Origin of the sequence: Achromobacter sp. (assembly GCF_049647645.1) — a bacterium.
GTDB lineage: Bacteria > Pseudomonadota > Gammaproteobacteria > Burkholderiales > Burkholderiaceae_B > Achromobacter.
This window is the reverse complement of the sequence record NZ_JBARYB010000241.1, coordinates 11,665-30,247: the sequence shown is the minus strand read 5'-3', so window position 1 is coordinate 30,247 and position 18,583 is coordinate 11,665. Positions and strand designations below refer to the sequence as shown.

21 protein-coding genes are annotated in these 18,583 nt (G+C 66.4%); 9 read left to right on the top strand and 12 right to left on the bottom strand.

The features are described from left to right. Both lspA and coaBC read left to right on the top strand, forming a co-directional pair. Nucleotides 1-540: a signal peptidase II gene (lspA, locus tag WBB14_RS27765; RefSeq protein WP_424242609.1), complete on the top strand. Its 540-nt coding sequence runs from the start codon at nucleotides 1-3 to the stop codon at nucleotides 538-540. A 167-nt stretch (nucleotides 541-707) separates the two neighbouring features. After that, a complete protein-coding gene (gene coaBC / locus WBB14_RS27760; RefSeq protein ID WP_332016208.1) occupies nucleotides 708-1,904 on the top strand; it encodes a bifunctional phosphopantothenoylcysteine decarboxylase/phosphopantothenate--cysteine ligase CoaBC in 1,197 nt (398 codons plus the stop codon). A gap of 88 nt (nucleotides 1,905-1,992) precedes the next feature. On the opposite strand, the gene WBB14_RS27755 is transcribed toward coaBC, so the two are convergent. The 10 genes from WBB14_RS27755 to WBB14_RS27710 all read right to left on the bottom strand — a co-directional run bounded on the left by WBB14_RS27755 (nucleotide 1,993) and on the right by WBB14_RS27710 (nucleotide 10,855). After that, nucleotides 1,993-2,886: a cation diffusion facilitator family transporter gene (locus tag WBB14_RS27755; protein WP_424242608.1), complete on the bottom strand. Its 894-nt coding sequence runs from the start codon at nucleotides 2,884-2,886 to the stop codon at nucleotides 1,993-1,995. A 121-nt stretch (nucleotides 2,887-3,007) separates the two neighbouring features. Next, entirely contained in the window at nucleotides 3,008-3,997 is a 990-nt protein-coding gene (locus WBB14_RS27750) for a Bug family tripartite tricarboxylate transporter substrate binding protein (protein WP_424242607.1), read from the bottom strand. Nucleotides 3,998-4,116: 119 nt separating this feature from the next. Continuing rightward, nucleotides 4,117-4,803, bottom strand: coding sequence for an AroM family protein (locus WBB14_RS27745; protein ID WP_424242606.1), 687 nt, complete (start codon nucleotides 4,801-4,803; stop codon nucleotides 4,117-4,119). Next, nucleotides 4,800-5,729, bottom strand: a complete 930-nt coding sequence (locus WBB14_RS27740; RefSeq protein WP_424242605.1) for a DUF1177 domain-containing protein — start codon at nucleotides 5,727-5,729, stop codon at nucleotides 4,800-4,802. The genes WBB14_RS27745 and WBB14_RS27740 overlap by 4 nt, the downstream gene beginning before the upstream one ends. After that, a complete protein-coding gene (gene pepE, locus WBB14_RS27735; protein WP_424242604.1) occupies nucleotides 5,726-6,430 on the bottom strand; it encodes a dipeptidase PepE in 705 nt (234 codons plus the stop codon). The genes WBB14_RS27740 and pepE overlap by 4 nt, the downstream gene beginning before the upstream one ends. A gap of 73 nt (nucleotides 6,431-6,503) precedes the next feature. Further along, the gene (locus tag WBB14_RS27730) at nucleotides 6,504-7,271 is read right to left on the bottom strand and encodes an IclR family transcriptional regulator (protein WP_424242603.1); all 768 of its coding nucleotides are present in this window, start codon (nucleotides 7,269-7,271) and stop codon (nucleotides 6,504-6,506) included. A 169-nt stretch (nucleotides 7,272-7,440) separates the two neighbouring features. Beyond that, a complete protein-coding gene (locus WBB14_RS27725; RefSeq protein ID WP_424242602.1) occupies nucleotides 7,441-8,157 on the bottom strand; it encodes a cysteine hydrolase in 717 nt (238 codons plus the stop codon). Nucleotides 8,158-8,357: 200 nt separating this feature from the next. Continuing rightward, entirely contained in the window at nucleotides 8,358-8,762 is a 405-nt protein-coding gene (locus tag WBB14_RS27720; RefSeq protein ID WP_424242601.1) for a MerR family transcriptional regulator, read from the bottom strand. An 88-nt stretch (nucleotides 8,763-8,850) separates the two neighbouring features. Then, nucleotides 8,851-10,098: a serine hydrolase domain-containing protein gene (locus tag WBB14_RS27715; RefSeq protein ID WP_424242600.1), complete on the bottom strand. Its 1,248-nt coding sequence runs from the start codon at nucleotides 10,096-10,098 to the stop codon at nucleotides 8,851-8,853. A gap of 46 nt (nucleotides 10,099-10,144) precedes the next feature. After that, on the bottom strand, nucleotides 10,145-10,855 hold the full coding sequence (locus WBB14_RS27710) for a GntR family transcriptional regulator (RefSeq protein ID WP_424242599.1): 711 nt from the start codon (nucleotides 10,853-10,855) through the stop codon (nucleotides 10,145-10,147). A 162-nt stretch (nucleotides 10,856-11,017) separates the two neighbouring features. Here WBB14_RS27710 and WBB14_RS27705 point away from each other — a divergent pair, with 162 nt between their 5' ends. Further along, nucleotides 11,018-12,013 carry a Bug family tripartite tricarboxylate transporter substrate binding protein gene (locus WBB14_RS27705; protein WP_424242598.1) on the top strand — a complete coding sequence of 332 codons (996 nt, stop codon included), beginning with the start codon at nucleotides 11,018-11,020 and terminating at the stop codon, nucleotides 12,011-12,013. Nucleotides 12,014-12,035: 22 nt separating this feature from the next. Here the strand turns inward: WBB14_RS27705 and WBB14_RS27700 are convergent, their stop codons facing one another. After that, entirely contained in the window at nucleotides 12,036-13,076 is a 1,041-nt protein-coding gene (locus tag WBB14_RS27700; protein WP_424242597.1) for a metal-dependent hydrolase, read from the bottom strand. A gap of 106 nt (nucleotides 13,077-13,182) precedes the next feature. Between WBB14_RS27700 and WBB14_RS27695 the strand changes: the two genes are divergently transcribed. The 6 genes from WBB14_RS27695 to WBB14_RS27670 all read left to right on the top strand — a co-directional run bounded on the left by WBB14_RS27695 (nucleotide 13,183) and on the right by WBB14_RS27670 (nucleotide 17,465). After that, the gene (locus WBB14_RS27695) at nucleotides 13,183-13,821 is read left to right on the top strand and encodes a DedA family protein (RefSeq protein ID WP_207464546.1); all 639 of its coding nucleotides are present in this window, start codon (nucleotides 13,183-13,185) and stop codon (nucleotides 13,819-13,821) included. A gap of 16 nt (nucleotides 13,822-13,837) precedes the next feature. Beyond that, nucleotides 13,838-14,362 (top strand): hypothetical protein, encoded by a 525-nt coding sequence (locus WBB14_RS27690; RefSeq protein WP_424242596.1) that lies wholly within the window; start codon nucleotides 13,838-13,840, stop codon nucleotides 14,360-14,362. Between the two features lie 46 nt (nucleotides 14,363-14,408). After that, nucleotides 14,409-15,095: a dUTP diphosphatase gene (locus WBB14_RS27685; RefSeq protein ID WP_424242595.1), complete on the top strand. Its 687-nt coding sequence runs from the start codon at nucleotides 14,409-14,411 to the stop codon at nucleotides 15,093-15,095. Nucleotides 15,096-15,268: 173 nt separating this feature from the next. Then, the gene (locus WBB14_RS27680; protein ID WP_424242594.1) at nucleotides 15,269-15,964 is read left to right on the top strand and encodes a 2OG-Fe(II) oxygenase; all 696 of its coding nucleotides are present in this window, start codon (nucleotides 15,269-15,271) and stop codon (nucleotides 15,962-15,964) included. 44 nt (nucleotides 15,965-16,008) lie between these two features. Beyond that, the gene (locus WBB14_RS27675; RefSeq protein WP_424242593.1) at nucleotides 16,009-16,719 is read left to right on the top strand and encodes a 2OG-Fe(II) oxygenase; all 711 of its coding nucleotides are present in this window, start codon (nucleotides 16,009-16,011) and stop codon (nucleotides 16,717-16,719) included. 14 nt (nucleotides 16,720-16,733) lie between these two features. Then, a complete protein-coding gene (locus tag WBB14_RS27670; RefSeq protein WP_424242592.1) occupies nucleotides 16,734-17,465 on the top strand; it encodes a 2OG-Fe(II) oxygenase in 732 nt (243 codons plus the stop codon). Nucleotides 17,466-17,529: 64 nt separating this feature from the next. Here the strand turns inward: WBB14_RS27670 and WBB14_RS27665 are convergent, their stop codons facing one another. Continuing rightward, the gene (locus WBB14_RS27665; RefSeq protein ID WP_424242591.1) at nucleotides 17,530-18,465 is read right to left on the bottom strand and encodes a LysR family transcriptional regulator; all 936 of its coding nucleotides are present in this window, start codon (nucleotides 18,463-18,465) and stop codon (nucleotides 17,530-17,532) included. Between the last annotated feature and the right edge of the window lie 118 nt (nucleotides 18,466-18,583).

Genomic DNA, 18,583 nt, shown 5'->3' with positions numbered 1-18,583 from the left:
ATGGCCCGCCCCTCCGCCCCCGGAGTGACCGGCGCCGCTGCCCCCGCCCGCGCCGCGCCGGCGCGCGTGGGTGGGTGGCTGGCCCTGGCGCTCGCCATCATCGTGCTGGACCAGCTGACCAAGGTCTACTTCAACACCTCGTTCCAGTATGGCGAGCGTGTCAACGTGCTGCCGGTCTTCGACTTCACGCTGATGTACAACCGCGGCGCCGCGTTCAGCTTCCTGGCTTCCGAGGAAGGCTGGCAGCGCTGGTTGTTCACCGGCCTGGGCTGCGTGGCGGCGGTGGTCATCACCATCATCCTGCGCCGCACCCACGGCCAGCCGCGCTTCAGCCTGGCGCTGACCCTGATCCTGGGCGGCGCCATCGGCAACGTCATCGACCGCGTCGTCTATGGCCACGTGGTGGATTTCCTGCTGTTCTACTGGGACGACTCCTACTTTCCCGCCTTCAACCTGGCGGACGTGGGCATCACCTGCGGCGCGATCCTGCTGGTGCTCGACGAGCTGCTGCGCGGCCGCAAGGCCAAGACCCAGGCCTGAAAACGGCCCGGCCGGGGCGCCGCCATGCCCCGGCTCCCCCCTCTTTCCCACGGTTTTTGTCCTGCTTGATGCCCCCTGAACGCATCGCGAACGGCGCAATGCCGCAATGCAGAATAAAATCACTGTCCGTTCCTCGTTTACACGGCGCTGAACCCGCCGCCTCCCTCATGCTCGACCTCGCCCGCAAACGCATCGTCCTCGGCCTGACCGGCGGCATCGCCTGCTACAAGATCGCCGAACTCGTGCGGCGCATGACCGAACAAGGCGCCACCGTCGACGTGGTGATGACCGAGGCGGCCACGCATTTCATCACCCCGGTCACCATGCAAGCCCTGTCGGGCCGCCCGGTGTTTGTGGACGCGTGGGACGCCCGCGTGCCCAACAACATGGCGCACATCGACCTGACGCGCGGCGCGGACGCGGTGCTGATCGCGCCCGCCAGCGCCGACTTCATGGCCAAGCTGGCCCACGGCATGGCCGACGACCTGCTGTCCACGCTATGCCTGGCGCGCGCCTGTCCCTTGCTGGTCGCGCCCGCCATGAACCGCGAGATGTGGGCCAACCCGGCCACGCAACGCAACGTCGAGCAATTGCGCGCCGACGGCATCAGCGTGCTGGGCCCCTCTGCTGGCGAACAGGCCTGCGGCGAAACCGGCGACGGCCGCATGCTGGAAGCGCATGAACTGCTGACCGACCTGATCGCCTTCTTCCAGCCCAAGCTGCTGGCCGGCCGCCACGTGCTGCTGACCGCCGGCCCCACTTCCGAACCCGTGGATCCAGTGCGCGTGCTGAGCAACCGCTCCTCGGGCAAGACCGGCTATGCGCTGGCGCGCGCCGCGCGCGAGGCCGGCGCCCGCGTCACGCTGATCACCGGCGCCACCTTCCTGCAGGTGCCGCGCGGCGTCACCGCGCTGTCGGTCACCACCGCGCGCCAGATGCACGACGCCGTGATGGCCAGCGCGGCCGACGCGGACATCTTCATCGCCGTGGCCGCCGTTGCGGACTGGCGCGTCAAGAACGTCAGCAACCAGAAGCTGAAGAAGACCAGCGAAGGCGGCGGCGCACCCGTGATGGAATTCGAGCCCAATCCGGACATCCTGGCCGAAGTCGCCAAGCTGCCCAATGGCCCCTGGTGCGTGGGCTTCGCCGCCGAAACCGAAAAGCTGGCCGAGCATGCCGAAGCCAAGCGCACGCGCAAGGGCATCCCGCTGCTGGTGGGCAACCTGGCGCACAAGGTCATGGACGCGGACACCACCGAACTGGTGCTGTTCGACGAACAAGGCACCCACCCCCTGCCCGCCGGCGACAAGCTGGACGCGGCGCGGCGCCTGATCGCGGAGATCGCCGCTCGGCTGCCCGAATAAGAAAACCAGGCCCCGCGGCCTGGCCTGGCTGCTGATGAACCCCTGTCTTCGGACAGGGGTTTTTCTTTGCTGACGAGATTGGCCGGGCTCAGTGGATGTGTTCCTCGGCCGAGCGGTCATCACGCTCCACCTGCAGCGTCGTATGGTGCAGGTCGAAATCAGCCTGCAAACGCGCTTCGATGGCGCGGCGCACCTGTTCGCCGTCCGCTCCGGCCGCCAGCACCACGTGGCCGGTCAGCATCGGATTGCTCTGCGTCACCGCCCACAGATGGATGTCGTGGATGGCGGCCACGCCGGCCGTGCCGGCGATGGCGTCGCGTACCGCCTGCAGGCTCATGCCCGGCGGCACGCCTTCGAGCAGGATGTTCACGCATTCGCGCAGCAGCGTCCAGGTGCGGGGGAACACCATGAAGCCTATGCCCACCGCCAGCGCGGAATCCACCCAGCGCCAGCCCGTGAACCAGATGAGCACGGCGCCGACGATCACGCCTATCGAGCCCAGCATGTCGGCCCATACCTCCAGGTAGGCGCCCTTCACGTTCAGGCTCTGGTCCTTGGCGCTTGCCAGCAGGCGCATGGCGATCAGGTTGACGATCAGCCCTACCACCGCCACGGCCAGCATCCCCAAGGACTGGATGTCCTGCGGCGCCGACAGGCGCTGATAGGCCTCGTACAGGATGTAGAAGGCGACGCCCAGCAGCACCAGCGCGTTGACCGCCGCCGCCAGGATCTCGAAGCGGGCGTAGCCGTAGGTGCGCATCAGGTCGGCCGCCTTGCGGCCCGCGCGTATCGCCACCAGCGCCAGCAACAGGGCCATGGCGTCGGTCAGCATGTGCATGGCATCGGAAATCAATGCCAGGCTGCCTGTGATCATCCCGCCCGCGATCTCCACCAGCATGAAACTGCCGGTCAGCGCAAGGGCGATCCAGAGGCGGGATTCGGGCAAGGCGCGCACGTCGCCGTGCTGATGGTTGTCGCTCATGGCTATCCTAGTCGTGGCCAGGCCTCATGAAAAAGCCTGAAGCCGCTTCAGGGTCAAGCAGGATGCCTCACTCCATGAAAAAACCCTCCGCCTTGGCGGAGGGTTTTGGGGGCAAGCCGGCTTACTGTTCCAGGCTGATGTTGGCCGCCTTGACGATGTCGGCCCATTGCTGGCGGTCCTTCTCCAGGAATTGGCTGAACTGCTCAGGCGTCATGCCGGTGACCGGCTCCGAACCCAGGCCCGCCATCTTCTCGACCAGTGCGGGCTGCTTCAGCACGTCCTGCATGGCGGCGTAGTAGGCGGCCAGCACGTCGGCGGGCAGGCCGGCGGGCGCGAACACGCCTTGCCAAGTCGGCATGTCGAAGCCCTTCAGGCCCTGCTCGTCCAGCGTCGGCACATTGGGCAGTTGCGGCGAGCGCTTGAGCGAAGCCACGGCGATGGCCTTGACCTTGCCTTGCGAGGCCAGCGGCGCGGCGGTGGAGATGTTGTCCATCGTCATGGCGATGTGGCCGCCCAGCAGGTCGGTGATGACGGGCGCGGCGCCGCGGTAGGCGGCGTGCGGCACCTTCACGCCCAGCTTGTACAGCATGGTCTCGGCGATCAGGTGGTTGGAAATGCCCACGCCGGCGGTGCCGTAGGTGGCGGTCGGCGTCTTCTGGAAATATTCCTTCAGCTCGGCCAGGTTGTTGGCGGGCACGTCCTTGTTGACGATGACCACGTTGGGCTGCACCGCGGCCAACGTGATGGGCGTGAAATCCGTCGGTTTGTAGTTGGTGCCCTTGGGATTCAGGACATGGGTGATGGCCATGGAACCGGCGGCGGCGATGCCGATGGTGTAGCCGTCGGCCGGCGACTGGGCCAGGCGGTAGGCCATGATGTTGCCGCCGGCGCCGGCCAGGTTTTCGACCACGACCGGTTGGCCCAGGCGCTGCGACAGCGGCTCGGCCAGGAGGCGTGCCAGGGTATCGGCGGAACCGCCGGGCGCGAAGCCCACCAAGAGGCGCACCGGCTTGGTGGGCTTCCAGGCGTCGGCGGCAAAGGCCGGCGCGGCCGTCAGGGTTGTGACGGCGAACAATGCGCCAGCGGCGCGATGCAGAGTACGGCTGAACATGAAAAACACTCCCAACGATTGATTGACGAAGCCCGCTTCGTCTCCTCTCGCCGCTCGTCCGCCCCGGCCTTGCCGCGCATCGCTGTGCGCGGCAAGGCCGCAGGACGGTACCCGCGGCGTTATTCCAGTATTTGCGCCAGCGTCTGCGCCACCATGCGGTTGGACAGCAGCACCGGCCGGCCCGAGGCTTGCGCCACTGCCTGGCGCATGCGCTCGGCGTAGCCCATGCAATGCATGACGATCAGGTCGCAGGACGCGAGTTCGCGGCCCGCCCGCTCGAAGTTGCGCGCGGCCTGCGCCGCGTCGGCTTCGTAGGGCGAGGCATGCACGACCACGGTCTCGCAGGACAGCGGCACGACCATGTGGAAGGCGTCGACCTGCGCCTCCAGCGGCACCACCAGCCCCACCTTGCGGCAATGCTCGGCCAGGCCGGCGACCAGATGGTCCACCACCTGCTGCGGCTCGACCACCAGCGTGCGCATCGGCGCGATCGCGGTGCCGGTGCACAGCGGCACCAGCACGTCGTAGCCTGCGGCATCGGCCTGGCGCATGACCTCGGCCAGCCGCGCCTCGGCGGCCGCCGCGTCCAGTTCAATCTGCGAGCCGTCGCGCATGCGGGTGGCAAAGCGGTACTCGCCCGGCTTGGGCGCCAGCGCGGCCAGTCCCGCGGCGTCCAGGCCGTCGAGCGCGCCGAACTCGTCGATGCGCACCTGCGCGCCCAGGAGCGGCGCCATCTCGGGCACCACGTCGCTGCGCGGCGACTGGCCGATGGTGAAGAACGCCACGCGGCGCGGCTGCGCGCTCATGCCGCGCCCGCGTCTACGCGGCCCACGGTCTGCAGATGCGCCATCGAACCGTAGCGGCTTTGCAGCGCGGCCCATTCGGCTTCGTCCACGAAGCTCATCGCGCCTTGTCCGTAGAGCTTGGCGATCTCGATGCAGAAGCGCATGGCGACGTCGGCGTCCACCGCGTTGGTGACGCCCGTGGCGCAACCCGGCACGGTGGTCTGCGCGGTCAGCGCCACGCCCACCACCGGCGCGCCGGTAACGATCGTGGGCTGCATCAGCGAGTTCACGTGCCACAGGCCGTTTTCGTAGGGCGTGATGTCCTGCGTGGTCAGCGGCAAGGTCAGCGGCAGTTCGCCGCTGACCCAGCCCATGACATCCAGCATGGTTTCGGGGATGCGCAGCAGATAGCCCTGGCGCGCGACCGGCGTCAGCGCCACGCCGCGCTGGTTGACCAGGCGGTTGCCGCGAGTGGTGTCGACGGACAGGATCGCGTCCATGCGCGGGTCGACCTCATGCGACATCATCTCGCGCATGGGGAACGGCGAACGCATCATCGGCACCGGATGGTGCGGCCGCGTGCCGGCGCGCGGGCAGATGTGGGTGCGGATGCGCACCGTGCCCGGCAGGACGTCGCCCTGGCGCGCCATGGCCATCAGCTTGAAGGCCGCGGCGATGGCGACCACCGCGCCGTCGCTGTCGGACACCAGGCCAGTGACCGCGGGACGCGCGCCGATGCCGCCCAGGCGGCCGACGATGCCCAGCTGCGGCGCAGCGTCATCGAGACCGGGAATCACGATGGACAGGAATTCGGTGGCGGCGCCGTCGCGCTCCAGCCGGGTCACTTCGACCTCGCAGTTGCCGGCCGCGCGCAGTTGTTCAGCCACGGCCTCGCCCGTGATGTGGGCGGAGGACAGCAGTTCAATGGTGTCGATGACGTGCTTCATGCCGGGATCTCCACGGGACCCGGACGGAACACGCGCGGCTCTTCGCGGCCGATGAACAGCGGCGCATCATGCGGACCGATCAGGTCGACCTGGCCATCGCGCACGCGCAGCGCGGAGCCTTCCGGCAGGCCCAGCACAGGCATCTGCGGATTCAGCGCGCAGAATTCCGCCAGGCGCTGGGCGCGGGTTTCGCCGCGGTGTCCAGGGGGATGGGCGTTGGTGTAGTGCGGATTGATCTGGAACGACAGCAGGCCCAGGGCGTCGAAGCCTTCCGGATCGGTGATCGGCATATCGTTGGTGGTACAGATGCTGGGGCAAGTCAGATTGGACCCGGCGCTCCAGCCCAGATACGCCGCGCCCTGGCGCACGCGGCGCGCCACGGCGTCGAGCAGTCCCAGGCGGCGCAGCTGGCCCAGCAGGTTGAAGGTGTTGCCGCCGCCCACGATGATGACCGCGGCGCCTTCCAGCGCCGCTGCGGGATCCTCGGCGCGATGCAGGCCCTGGATATTCAGGCCGGTATCCGCCAGCGCCGACGCCACCAGCGCGGTGTAGTCGTCCCAGTCGCGCGTAACGCCGGCGTACGGCACGAAGACGGCCGGCGCGCCTGGCGGCAAGGAGGCGATCAGTTCGCGGATGTCGGGCAGCGCGTGGACCAGATAGCCGGCATCGCTGCTGGAATTGCTGAGGAGCAGTAGGTTCATGTGGAAGATTTCCGTAAGGGGATTTTCTGGATGTCCGCCGGCGCGGACGCATCTGTTGTGGGCCTGAATGCGTTCAAGCCAGCCAATAGGGATCGTTCAGTTCGCGCCCCAGCGCCCCCACCTGCCGCAGCACGGACTCGCGCAAGCGCGCGACGCGGGCGGCATCGGCCTGGAAGGAAACAAAGGACAGGCACAGGCCGCGCAGTTCGCCGGTGGCGGGGTCGCGCACGGCGGCAGCCACCGCGCCTATGCCGGGCATGGCCTGGTCGATGGCCACGCCACAACGGTCCGTGCGGGTCTGCGCCACCAGGCGGGCCAGGTCGCCGACCGTGGCGGGACAGTCGCGGCCTTCGGTGGGCAGCGGCCGGTCGGCATCGGCGCCGTACAGCGCCTGGAACTCAGGTTCGCTCAGGCGCGACAGCAGCGCCCGGCCCATGGCGGTGCCCGAGGCGGCGCGGCGCGAGCCGGGCGGCGACAGCACCTGCACCGGGTGCGAGCCGTTCAGGCGCTGCAGCACGACGGTTTCATGTTGGTTCAGGGTGGAGAGATAGGCGGTCAGGCCGCTGTCGTCGGACAGCCGGGCCAGCACCGCACGGCAAGCGTCGTCCAGCGGCGTGGCCGCCATGCCGGCGCGCACGGCCTGGGCCAGCATGGTCCCGGCGCGGTAGCGGCGCGTGAGGGCGTCTTGATCGAGCAGGCCGTAGTGCTGCATCTGGTTGAGCAGACGCGATGCGCTGCTCTTGGGCATGGACAGGCGCGCCGCCACTTCAGTGAAGCTCAGTTCCGACGCCCCTTCCGCATATAGCCCCAGCACGCGCTGGACGCCATCGAGAATACTCATTTTTGTTCCACAAAACGGAACTTGTGTTCCTATAAGTTGAACAAGAATAATGCAGGGCCTGGATGGCGGTCAATACGAGCGGACCCGCAAGATGAAAAGCCGCCGGCAAGCCCCCTCTCCAAGGAACCTGTCGGCGGCGCCACGGCACCCGGCGCCAAAGCCGCCGGCACTAGCCCGACGCCTGGAGTTGCCGCAGCAATTCTGGTGTTGTCACGCTGTGACCGAAGTGATGCACCACCTGCTCAAGAACATGGGACTGCTGTTGCGCGGTAAATGCGGGCGCCGCATCGGCGACCACGGTGACTTCGTACCCCAGGTCGTGCGCCTGGCGCAGCGTCGATTCGACGCAAACGTGCAAGGCAAATCCCAGGAGGTACAGGTGATTGATGTCGTTGTTGCGCAGGTAGGGGTCGAGGTTCGAGTTGGTGATCACGCTGGCGCCGGACCGGCCCGCCACGATGAACTCGCCTTTCCGGGGGGTGAAGGGTTCGGGAAAGCGCACCCGCGCCTCATCGCGCCAAGTGCCTGCGGCGGGAATCGCGCCCTTCAAACCGGATTTCCCGCGCCCCCGGCCAAACAGCAGGTAGTCGGGGTCGCTCGTCAGCGTCAGCCCCGCGTGCACGATGTTGGCATTGGCGGCGCGCGCGCGCTCGAGGATCTTCGCGCCATTGCTGACGGCGTTGTCGAACAGCGGGCGATCCTGCATCAGCCGGTTGAGCGGTCCGGCCGGATCCAGCCATTCGTCCTGGAACTCGATGAAGACGAAAGCGCTGCGCGCCAGGCCGGGCTTGCCGCTGGCGGCAGGCGTTGCGGCTTGGGCCCAGGCGCCGGAAGCCAGCGTCACCGCGGCCACGCCGGTGGATTTGAGCAGCTCTCTCTTGTTCACAGGACACCTCCCGCGGCGGGCCTTGCCGCCAGGCTGGAGCAGTTGGGGCGCCGGATGAACCGGGATGGAACTCCAGTGGAAACACTCTTGTGGATCATGCTTTCCTCACAGGCTTGCGGTTGAACAGGATTCAAATATGAACCTGACGTTAGGTGTAGATTAAGGGCAAAATTTTTTAAGGACGATTTCCGGCGCGCAAGCTACTTGCGCTTGTCCCGCGCCTCGGCGATGAGTCCCTCCATGCGGACGATGTTGGCTTGCAGATCCTTCTCGAAAGACCGCAGTTCACCGAGCCGTTCACGCGTACTCTGCAACTGGGCCTGCAATATCTTCAGCACCTGCTCCTTGCCTTTGATGCCCGACGCATCCTGGAAGTAAAGATCGATGACCTGGGCGATTTCATCCAGGCTCAGGCCGAGCTTCTTCAGGGCGGCAATTTTCTCCAGGCGCTGCACCGCCTCGCCGTTGTAGTAACGGTAGCCGGCGCCTTCCCGCTCAACCGGCCGCAACAAGCCCAGGCGTTCGTAGTAGTGAATCGTGCGATGGCTGGCGCCCGTGCGCTGCGCCAGCTCGCCTATCTGCAAAAGAGCCGTCGTGACCGACATGAATGAAACCTGACGTTGAGTGTAGATTTATTCTACACACGCGGAATCGGACAGGCAATCATGCAGCCCCTTGCGCCGGACCGGCGATTCACATCCCCCTGTTCCAGGACGCGATCGGCGTGCTGGCATAGTCGGGCGTGTCGCAATCGACGCCCACGGCTTCGTAGAGCTGCTTGATCAGCAGTCCGGCGCGCGGGCCGTTGTCCTTGCGCGCATGCATGCGATTGGTGGCATAGCTGAAACTGATCCTGTTTTCCGGGTCCGCGAAGCCTATGGAACCACCTACGCCGTGATGCCCGAACGAGCCTGGATTGGGTCCCTGGAAGCAGATGGGCGGCGAGTTCCGCAGCACACCGCTGGCCTGGTGATACGGGCGTTGCATGACCACTTCCGTCAGCTGGTGTTGTTCCGCCGACATGCTGCGTATGGTCTCGGACGCGAGAATCCGCTTGCCGTCCAGGACGCCATCATTGGCCAGCATGGCGAAAAAGCGGGCCATCGCGCGCGCGTTGCCATGGCCGTTGGCGGAACAGATCTCGGCAGTGCGCCATTCGCGCGAGTTGAAATCCTCGCCTTCCTTCAGTTGATGCCAGGCCCGGCCTTGCCAGCCGTCCGGATCCTTGGCCGCTTCGTCAAGAATCGTTCCGCCCAGCACCATGCAGAACTCGGCGCATCGCTCCAGTTCCGCTTCGGGCACGCCGACGAAATAGTCGATCCCCAGCGGTTTCGCGAAATGCTCGGCGAAGTAGCCGCCCATGGTCCGGCCCGTCGCCCTGCGGATGATCTCCGCCAACAGATAACCCTGGCTAAGAATGTGATAGCCCGCCTGGGTCCCCGGCTCCCACAGCGGCTTCATGGCGGCCAGCGCGCCGCTCATGCGCGCATGATCGTAGGCGGCGCCCTTCGGCAGCCGGGGTTCCACCACGGGCAGGCCGCTGCGGTGGTCCAGAATCCACTGGATCGGGATATGGGCCTTGCCATTCGCCGCGAACGCGGGCCAGTAGTCGGCGACGGGACGCGCCACGTCCAGCGCCCCCTGCTCCATCGCATGGAAGATGCAAGCGGCGCTGACGGCTTTGTTCACGCTCATCATGCAAACGATGGTGTCGCGTTCCCACGGTGTTTGCCTGGCCCTGTCGCTGAAACCGCCCCAGAGATCCGCCACGACCTGGCCGCCCACGGTGGCGCAGACATTCGCGCCGAGTTCCAAGCCATGGGCGAAGTGTTCCTGGAACTGCGAGGCCAGCTTCTCGAAACCCGGCGCGACGCTGCCGCGGATTTCATACCTGATGCCGTCGCGGTTCGCATGCAGGTGGATGGGGTCTGGTTGGTTCACGCAATGTCTCCCGTGGTTGAGTGATCCCGCTGCCGCCGACCCGAAGTCAGCCGGCTTGTTGTTCTGTGGATGCGGCTTCCATGGCCTTCATGACTTCCAACGCGGCCGAGGCGGCGTTGGTGACGTGCTGAATGGTGATGGCCTGGGCGCCGGCGCCGTCCCGGCGCCTGACGCGTTCGATCAAGGCGCGCAGCTCGCTCAAGCTGGCGCTGGCCCTGGACGGCTGCTTGAGCGAGAACACGCGCAACTGGTTGACCCGCACATGGATGGACTTCAGCGCCTGCGCTACGACTTCGTTGTCGGCGCCTTCCAGCAGGGTTTGATAGAAACGCCCCTTGGCTTCGATGAAGCGCTCCGGCGAAAAATCGGCATACACCTGACCGATTCCTTCGATGGCCGACGCCAACTGCTCTATCTGCGCATCCGAGGCGCGCTCGGCAAACAAGCGCGCGGCCAAGCCTTCCATGACGGCGCGGACCTCATAGATGCTCTGCGCCTGCTTGCAGCTGATGCGCGCAACGATGGGCCCCTTGTTGGGGATGTTCTCTATCAGGCCGTCGCTTTCCAGTTCGCGCAGGGCTTCCCGGACCGACGTCCGGCTGACCCCCAGCAGTTCACACAGCTCGCGCTCCACCAGACGCTCGCCCGGGAGAAAGCGCCCCTGGATGATGGCGTCCGTAATGTTCTGGGCGACCAGGCGGCGCGTGGGGGAGGCCTCGCTGACGACTCGCATGTTGGAAAAGGCAGGTGAATTCATGGCGTTGCCGGCTACATGGTGAAAGAAAGAGCATTCTAGCAGGCCCAATCATTTTGTCCTATCAACATCTTATATTCTTGTCATACAAGACGACAAGCTGATAGCATTATTACTCAAGCTCAGCGGGGACGCCACGGCTTGCACAACCATAAGGAGACAACAATGCTGTACTTGACCCAAGCCAGGGCGTGGGCGGCTGCCGCCATTGCCTGCGGGGCATTCGGAATCGGCGCGCCTGCCCACGCGCAACAGGCCGCGAAGTACCCCGACAAGCCGGTGCGCGTGATCGTGACCTGGCCGGCCGGCGGCGCGGTGGACGTGGGCACCCGCGCCGTCATGAATGCGCTCTCGGCCAGCACCGGGCAAGCATTCATCGTGGAAAACCGGCCTGGAGCCAACGGCTCCATCGGAACGGAAGCCGGCGCCCGCGCCAAGCCGGACGGCTACACCATCGTCGTCGGCAACACCGACACCTTTGCGATCAGTCCCTATGTCTATCCAAATCTGAAGTACGACCCGGTCAAGGACTTCGAGCCGATCGCTCCCCTGGGGACGCTGCCACTGGCCCTTACGCTCAGGTCGGCGTTCAACGGCAATACGGCCGCGGATGTCGTCCGCCTGGCCAAGGCGCAGCCCGGCAAGCTCACCTACGGCTCCTGGGGCGTCGGCAGCCTGGGGCACGTGGGCCTGGCGCTGTTCGAGCAGGCCGCGGACATCGAAATGCTCCATGTTCCCTACCAGGGCGGCGCGCCCGCGACCGCGGCGATCATGGGCAATCAGATCGATATGCTGGTCACCCAGGTGCCTTTGGCGGAAAGCCAGCAGCAAGCGGGCAAGGTCAAGATCCTGGGCGTGACCTCAGCCAAGCGGAGCAGCCTTTTTCCTGATATTCCCACGATTGCGGAACAGGGGTACCCCTCCTATGTGGCGGAGCAGTGGGTCGGTTTCTTCTTTCCTCGCGGCACATCGGAGCAGTTCGTGCAGGCGATGGGGAAAGAGATCAACGCCTATCTCCAAACCGAGAAGGGCCAGACCCAATTGCGGGAGATAGGCTACGACGCCACCGGTGGCTCGGCCGCGGACCTGCAAGGCATCGTGGCCCGCGACAACCAGCGGTGGAGCGCGATCGTCAAGGAAAAAGGGATACGGAACCAGTAGCCGCCGGCCGGAAGCTACCAGCCTATCGCGTCGACAACTCCGACCACTGCGCCAGCGGCAAGGGCGGCTGCGCGTGCAGGATGCGGGCGAGCACCAGCTTCAGCTCGCCCCAACCGCCGCGCTCGCTGGGCCAGCTGGAAGGCGTCACCGCCCGCCAATTGCCGTCCGCCGCGCGTTCAGCCATCTTGAAGCGGAAGGTGTAATGCCCCGCCATGCCCATGCGCAGGTCCGTCACCACCAGCGCGTTGCCGATGACGTCGTAGCGCAGCCAGTCGTCCGTGAACCAGCGCAGGCGCTGGTGCAGCGGCGCGTCCGCCAGCGCCTGCGCCACGTCCAGGTTGAGCGGCTGGCGCAGCCATTCCGGCGGTTCCCGGTCGAACAGGCTGCTGACCGATTCGTAGTAATGGCCGTCGGGCGTCTTGGCGATGATGCGCCACACCAGCGTGTTGAAAGGCATGGGCACGGCGCGCAATTCGCTGACGGCGATGCCCTGCCCCTGCATCGCTGCGCGCACGCGATCCTCCGCCGCGATACGGCCGGCCAGCCCAAACCCCAAATAGGCCGTGCTGAACACCAGTGCCGCGGCCAGCAACCTGCGTGCCGTACGCGTCATGCCGAAGCCGATGGCGAACAGCACCGCCAGCAGCAACGGCACGGTATAGACCGGATCGATGATGAACACGGCGGCCCAGCTTTCAGGAATGAGTGCCAGCGGCCAGAATAGCTGCGTGCCGTAGACCGTGAAGGCGTCCAGCACGGGATGGGTCACCAGCACCAGCCACAAGGTCAGGAACAGCCGGCGCCCGCTGTACGGCGCCTGCGGCCAGTATTTGCGGATCAGCCAGGCCAGGAAGGCCGCCAGGCCGGTCAGGACGAACACCGAATGCGAGAAGCCGCGATGGTAGGTCATGAGCGACACCGGGTCCGGGTAGCTCATCAGGACATCCAGATCCGGCACCGTGGCCAGCGCGGCGCCGTAGATCAGCGCCCGCCTGCCCTGTACCCGCCCCAGCAGGGCCCCCTGTATGCCCGCGCCCAGCACCGCCTGCGTAACCGAATCCATAACTCTCCAACAATTAGCTTCATCCAGACGGACTATACGGCGCACCGCCAATTCCGCAGGCGTTAACATACCCGATTGCGTTCAGCTAAATTTCAACTTTGTATCTATGGACCAATACGTCGACCAGATCGCCTTGTTCATCGAGGCCAACCAGGCCTGGGCGGGCCCTATCACCTTCCTGCTCACCCTGGGCGAATCGATGGTGCTGCTGGGCCTGTTCATCCCGGCCACGGCCCTGATGCTGCTGACCGGCGGCCTGATTGGCGCCGGCACCCTGAACCCCTGGAGCATCATCGCCTGGGGCATCGCCGGCGCCATCGTGGGCGACGCCCTGTCCTACTGGCTGGGCCGCTGGGCCGGCCCCGGCGTACTGCGCCGCTGGCCGCTGAAGCAACAGCGCAGCGGCGTGGCGCGCGCCCGCCTGTTCTTCTACCGCTACGGCTTCGCCTCCGTGCTGATTGGCCGCTTCCTGGGCCCCATCCGCTCCACCATCCCCACCGTCGCCGGCGTGATGGGCATGGGGCACAGCCGCTTCCAGCTGGCCAACGTCACGTCCGCCATCCTCTGGATGCCGTTGATGCTGGCGCCGGGCTACATTACGGCGCGCAGCCTGGGCACGGCGGACAATGCGCAACAGATTGCCATGATGATCGGCGCGGGACTCTCGGTGCTGCTAGGATGCGGGCTGTTGATAGCCATGCTGCGCAAGCGCCGGGTCCCGGCGCGCCAACGCCGCGGCAACTGAACCGGAGAGAGGGGCCATGGCCATAGATGGGGAGCCCAGGGATGGCGACTTCGCGCGCTATATCGAGAACCTGACGCGTACCGGCGGCGTAACGCCCGGCCAGGTTCCGGACAAGCGCTCAGGCTCCCGGCCGGCGGCTTCCCCCGTGCCGCCGCCACCCGCGCCTGCCACCCGCTCCGACAACCTGTCCAGCGCGCCCTGGGGCAATTCCGCCCCGCCGCCCCAACAGCCCTGGCAGGCTCCCACGGTTCCGGGGCAGGAGGACGCCGCCACGGTGTCGATGGCCCGCCACGCCACGCAGCGCAAGATCGGCATCATCCTGACCGTGGGCGGCATCCTGGCGGGCTGGGCTGCGGTGCGCATCATCTTCGGCGCCTTGCGCGGCCCCGGCTTCGACCTGGACGAAGCCATGCCGGCCGTCTTCCTGGCGTTCTTCGCCGTCATGCTGTTCAAGGCAGGCCGCAGCGCGCGCAATCCGCGCAACAAGGCGGCCCTGCCCTCGCTCAAGCGTTCGTCGTACCGCAAGGATGGCAACGCCTGAGCCCGCGGGCAATGGTGCTAACATTTCCGCCGCTGTCGAAAGACCCATGAACCACGGAGTGAAAGTGAATAACGTTGTCGGATTGAACCAGGCCCAGGCGGCCACGATGCTGAAGCTGCAGGGCCACTTGAACAGCATGATCAATCCGGATTGGGTCAACGGCGGAGCCCGCTTCCTGCGCGCCGCCTTCGTCGAATCCGCCGAAGCGCTGGAACACTACGGCTGGAAGTGGTGGAAAAAGCAGACCATCGACCTGCCGCAGGTGCAGATGGAGCTGGTGGACATCCTGCACTTCTATCTGTCGCACACCATCGTGCAAGCCCGCGGCGACATCGCCGCCGCCGCCGGCGCGCTGGTCGCCGACCTGTCCGGCCCGGCCTCGGTCTCGCTGGACGGCAAGGCCCATGCGCTGGATCAGCTGAACGTGCCCGAGCTGCTGGAATTGATCGGCGGCCTGGCCGTGTGCGGCCGCGCCAGCTTCAAGGTGCTGGAACAGACCATGACGTCCTGCGAGATGAGCTGGAACGACGCCTACACGCAATACGTGTCCAAGAACGTGCTGAACATCTTCCGCCAGCAGCATGGCTACAAGGAAGGCACCTACATCAAGATCTGGAACGGCGAGGAAGACAACGTGGTGCTGGCCCGCCTGCTGTCGCAGCTGGATCCTGCGCGCGAGGACTTCGCCGATACGCTGCACCGCGAGCTGGAACAGGCCTACTCGCGCCTGTAAGCCGCGACGGTTTGCGCCCGCCCGAAGAACGCCGCATCCGCGGCGTTTTTTCTTTTGGACAATCGAAGCGCAACAAACGGAGTTTCAAGAAATCGCTGGGTTTCTATACTGGGCTTGCCTGTAATCACCGGGAGGGCCAGGCATGCGCGCTGCGGTAAGCGAGGGACGGGAACATGAAAGAAGCCGGCGACTATGACTGGGATAACGTGGAGCACGCGCTTGCTGCCCACGGCAACGCCGTCCTGCCCGCGCTATTGCCCCCCGCGCAATGCCGCGCGCTCGCCGCCCTGTACCCGGACGAAGCGCGCTTCCGGTCGCGCATCGTCATGGCGCGCCATGGATTCGGACGTGGCGAGTACCAGTACTTCGCGTATCCCTTGCCGCCGCTGCTCGATCAACTGCGCCATGCGCTCTATGCCCGGCTCGCGCCGATAACCAACCGCTGGAATCAGCAGCTGCGCACGGATACGCAGTACCCGCCCGAGCTGGACGCCTTCCTGCAACGCTGCCACCGGGCGGGCCAGGCCCGCCCCACGCCGCTGATGCTTCAGTATGGCGAAGGCGACTACAACTGCCTGCACCAGGATCTCTATGGCGAACATGTGTTTCCGCTGCAGGTCGCCATCCTGCTATCGGAGCCCGGCAAGGATTTCACTGGTGGCGAATTCGTCATGACGGAACTTGGGGCTGAAGGCCAGCGCGCCGATGTCGTGGCGCTGAACCAGGGCGACGCGGTGGTGTTCACCGTCAATCAACGACCCGCGGCGGGCGCGCGCGGCCCGCGCAAGGTCGCCATGCGGCATGGCGTGAGCCGCGTGCACAGCGGCCGGCGCCACACCGTGGGCCTCATCTTCCATGACGCAACATGACGGCACGCTCGCTTCCACACCAACCGGACCCTGATGAGAACCTTATGCATGACAGCGCCTTCGAGACGCGCCTGGAGCGCCTGGATTGGGCGGACATCGGATCACAGCTCGATGCGGAAGGCTATGCCGTGCTGCCCGGATTGCTGGACACCGAGCTGGCACACAGCCTGGCGCGGCAGATCGACACGCCGCAAGCCAGGCGGGTAAGCCTGGAATCCAGCGGCCTGGGGCGCGGCGACCTCTACCACTTCGACGCCGCCATGCCGGCGCCGCTGGAGCAGTGGCGCGCGGCGCTGTACCGCCGGCTGGCCGGCCTAGCCAATCGCTGGAACGAACTCATGGGCGCCAACCCACGCTATCCCGCCGAGCTGGCGGAATTCCTGGCGCGCAACCGGAGCGCCGGCCAGACCAGGGCGCTCTCCCACTTGAACCGGCTCGGCGTCGAAGACTACGTAGCGCTGCATCAGCGCAACGACGGCGAGCAGGTCTTCCCCATGCAGGTAGTCGCGCTGCTGGCCGAGCCAGGCGACGGCTTCCTAGGCGGTGAATTCGTGATGACGGAGCAGCGTCCGCGCATGCAATCGCGCCCGCTGGTGGCGCCGCTCAAGTTCGGCGACGCCGCCATCATCGCCACGGCGGAACGCCCCTTCCAGGGCTCCAAGGGCTACTACCGCGTCAATCTCAAGCATGCCGTCAGCCGTGTGCGCGAGGGCGAGCGCGTCGGCCTGGAACTGTTTTTTCACGATGCACCGTAATGCCGACCAGCGCCATGCCCACATCGACCCTGCAACGCGAGCCGCATGAAACCCGGATTGCCGCGGCGGACTGGCCTGCCGCCGAAGACGCTCTCGGACGCGACGGCTACGCCGTGCTACCCGCGCTGCTGACGTCCGCCCAGTGCAAGGAACTCGCGGGCAGCTACACCGACGAAGCGCGCTTTCGCAGCCGCATCGTGATGGAGCGCTATGCGTTCGGCCGGGGCGAGTACAAGTACTTCGGCTATCCGCTGCCCGACGCGGTCGAAGGCTTGCGGCAGTCGCTCTATCCTCGCCTGGCGCCGATCGCCAACCGCTGGCATGCCGCCATGCGGATCAAGGAGCGTTTTCCGGCGACCCACGACGAGTTCCGCGACATCTGCCATGCGGCGGGCCAACGGCGGCCCACGCCGCTGCTGCTGCGGTATCGGGCGAACGATTACTGCTGCCTGCACCAGGACCTGTACGGCGATCACGTCTTTCCGTTCCAGGTCATCTTCCTGCTGGACCAGCCCGGGCGCGACTTCGAGGGCGGCGAACTGCTGTTGGCCGAGAGCAATCCCAAGCAGGCCGGCCGGGCCGACGTGGTGCCGCTGCGGCAAGGCGATGCCGTGGTGCTTGCGGTCAACCACAGGCCGGTGCGTTCGGGGCGCGGCTATTACCGCGCCCATCTGCGGCACGGTGTGAGCCGGCTGCGCAAGGGCGAGCGGCACACGCTGGGCATCATCTTTCACGACGCCAAATAAAGCGCCGCGCCAGCGGGACCACTCGGCCGCCGCCGACGACGGCGCAGGCCGGCAGCCAGGATCCTCAGGCCGCGCGCGCAGTTTCGATGGCTGTATCCCACACGGAAGGCGAACCGATCTGCCGCCGCAACTGCTCGGTGAAAGCGCGGATGCGCGCATTGGCGCGCGGCATGGCGCGCAGCAGATAAATACCGCTTTCCGGCGGCGGGCTGGCGTCCTGCAGCGTCATCTGCACCAGGCGGCCGGCGCCGATGTCCGCGCCCGCGGACCAGTTGGGCATGAGCGCGATGCCCAACCCTTCCAGCGCCGCGAACCGGCGCGCGTCGCAGTCGTCGCATTCCAGGACGAATCTGGCGTCCTGCGCCCACTGGCCATCGCCCAGTTCACGCCAGCCGCGCACGCTGGTGCTGTGGCGCCGGTCGATGAGGCGATGGCGCGACAGGTCCGCCAGCGTGCGCGGCACGCCATGGCGCTCCAGATATGAGGGAGCGGCGCAGATCAGGTAGCGATGGCTGCCGATGCGCTGCCCGATCAGACTGCTGTCGGGCTGCTGCCCCACCCGCACCACCACGTCCATGCGTTCGACCACCGGATCCACCACGCGCTCGGTCAGTTCCAGTTCCACCTGCAATTGCGGATGGCGCTCGCCCAGCTGTTGCAGCATGGGCACCACGTAGCGCCGCGCGAACGCGGGCAGGCAGCTGACGCGCAGCAGGCCCTGCACGGTCTGCTCCAGTGAAATGACTTCGGAGCGCGCCTCGGTCATGTCGTGCAGGATCTTCACGGCGCGCTCGTAGAGCACCTCGCCGGCCTCGGTGGGCATCAGCGCGCGGGTGGAACGCACGAACAGCGGTACCTTGAGCTCGGACTCCAGCGCGCCGATCTGCCGCGCCACGGACGAGGCCACCATGCCGCGGCGGCGGGCCACCTCGGAAAAGCTCTGCGCGCGGGCGACGTCGACGAAGATGGACAGGCTTTCGGCGAATTTGACGGTTTTCATTTGTGCGTGTGGCGCAAAAGGCTTTGGCGTGTGACGCCAGCTTTCCTGGGGAATTTGCCAATTACGATACCGTGCATGGCTGCACTTTGGCAATTTTGACAAAGATAGACGGCCAGAT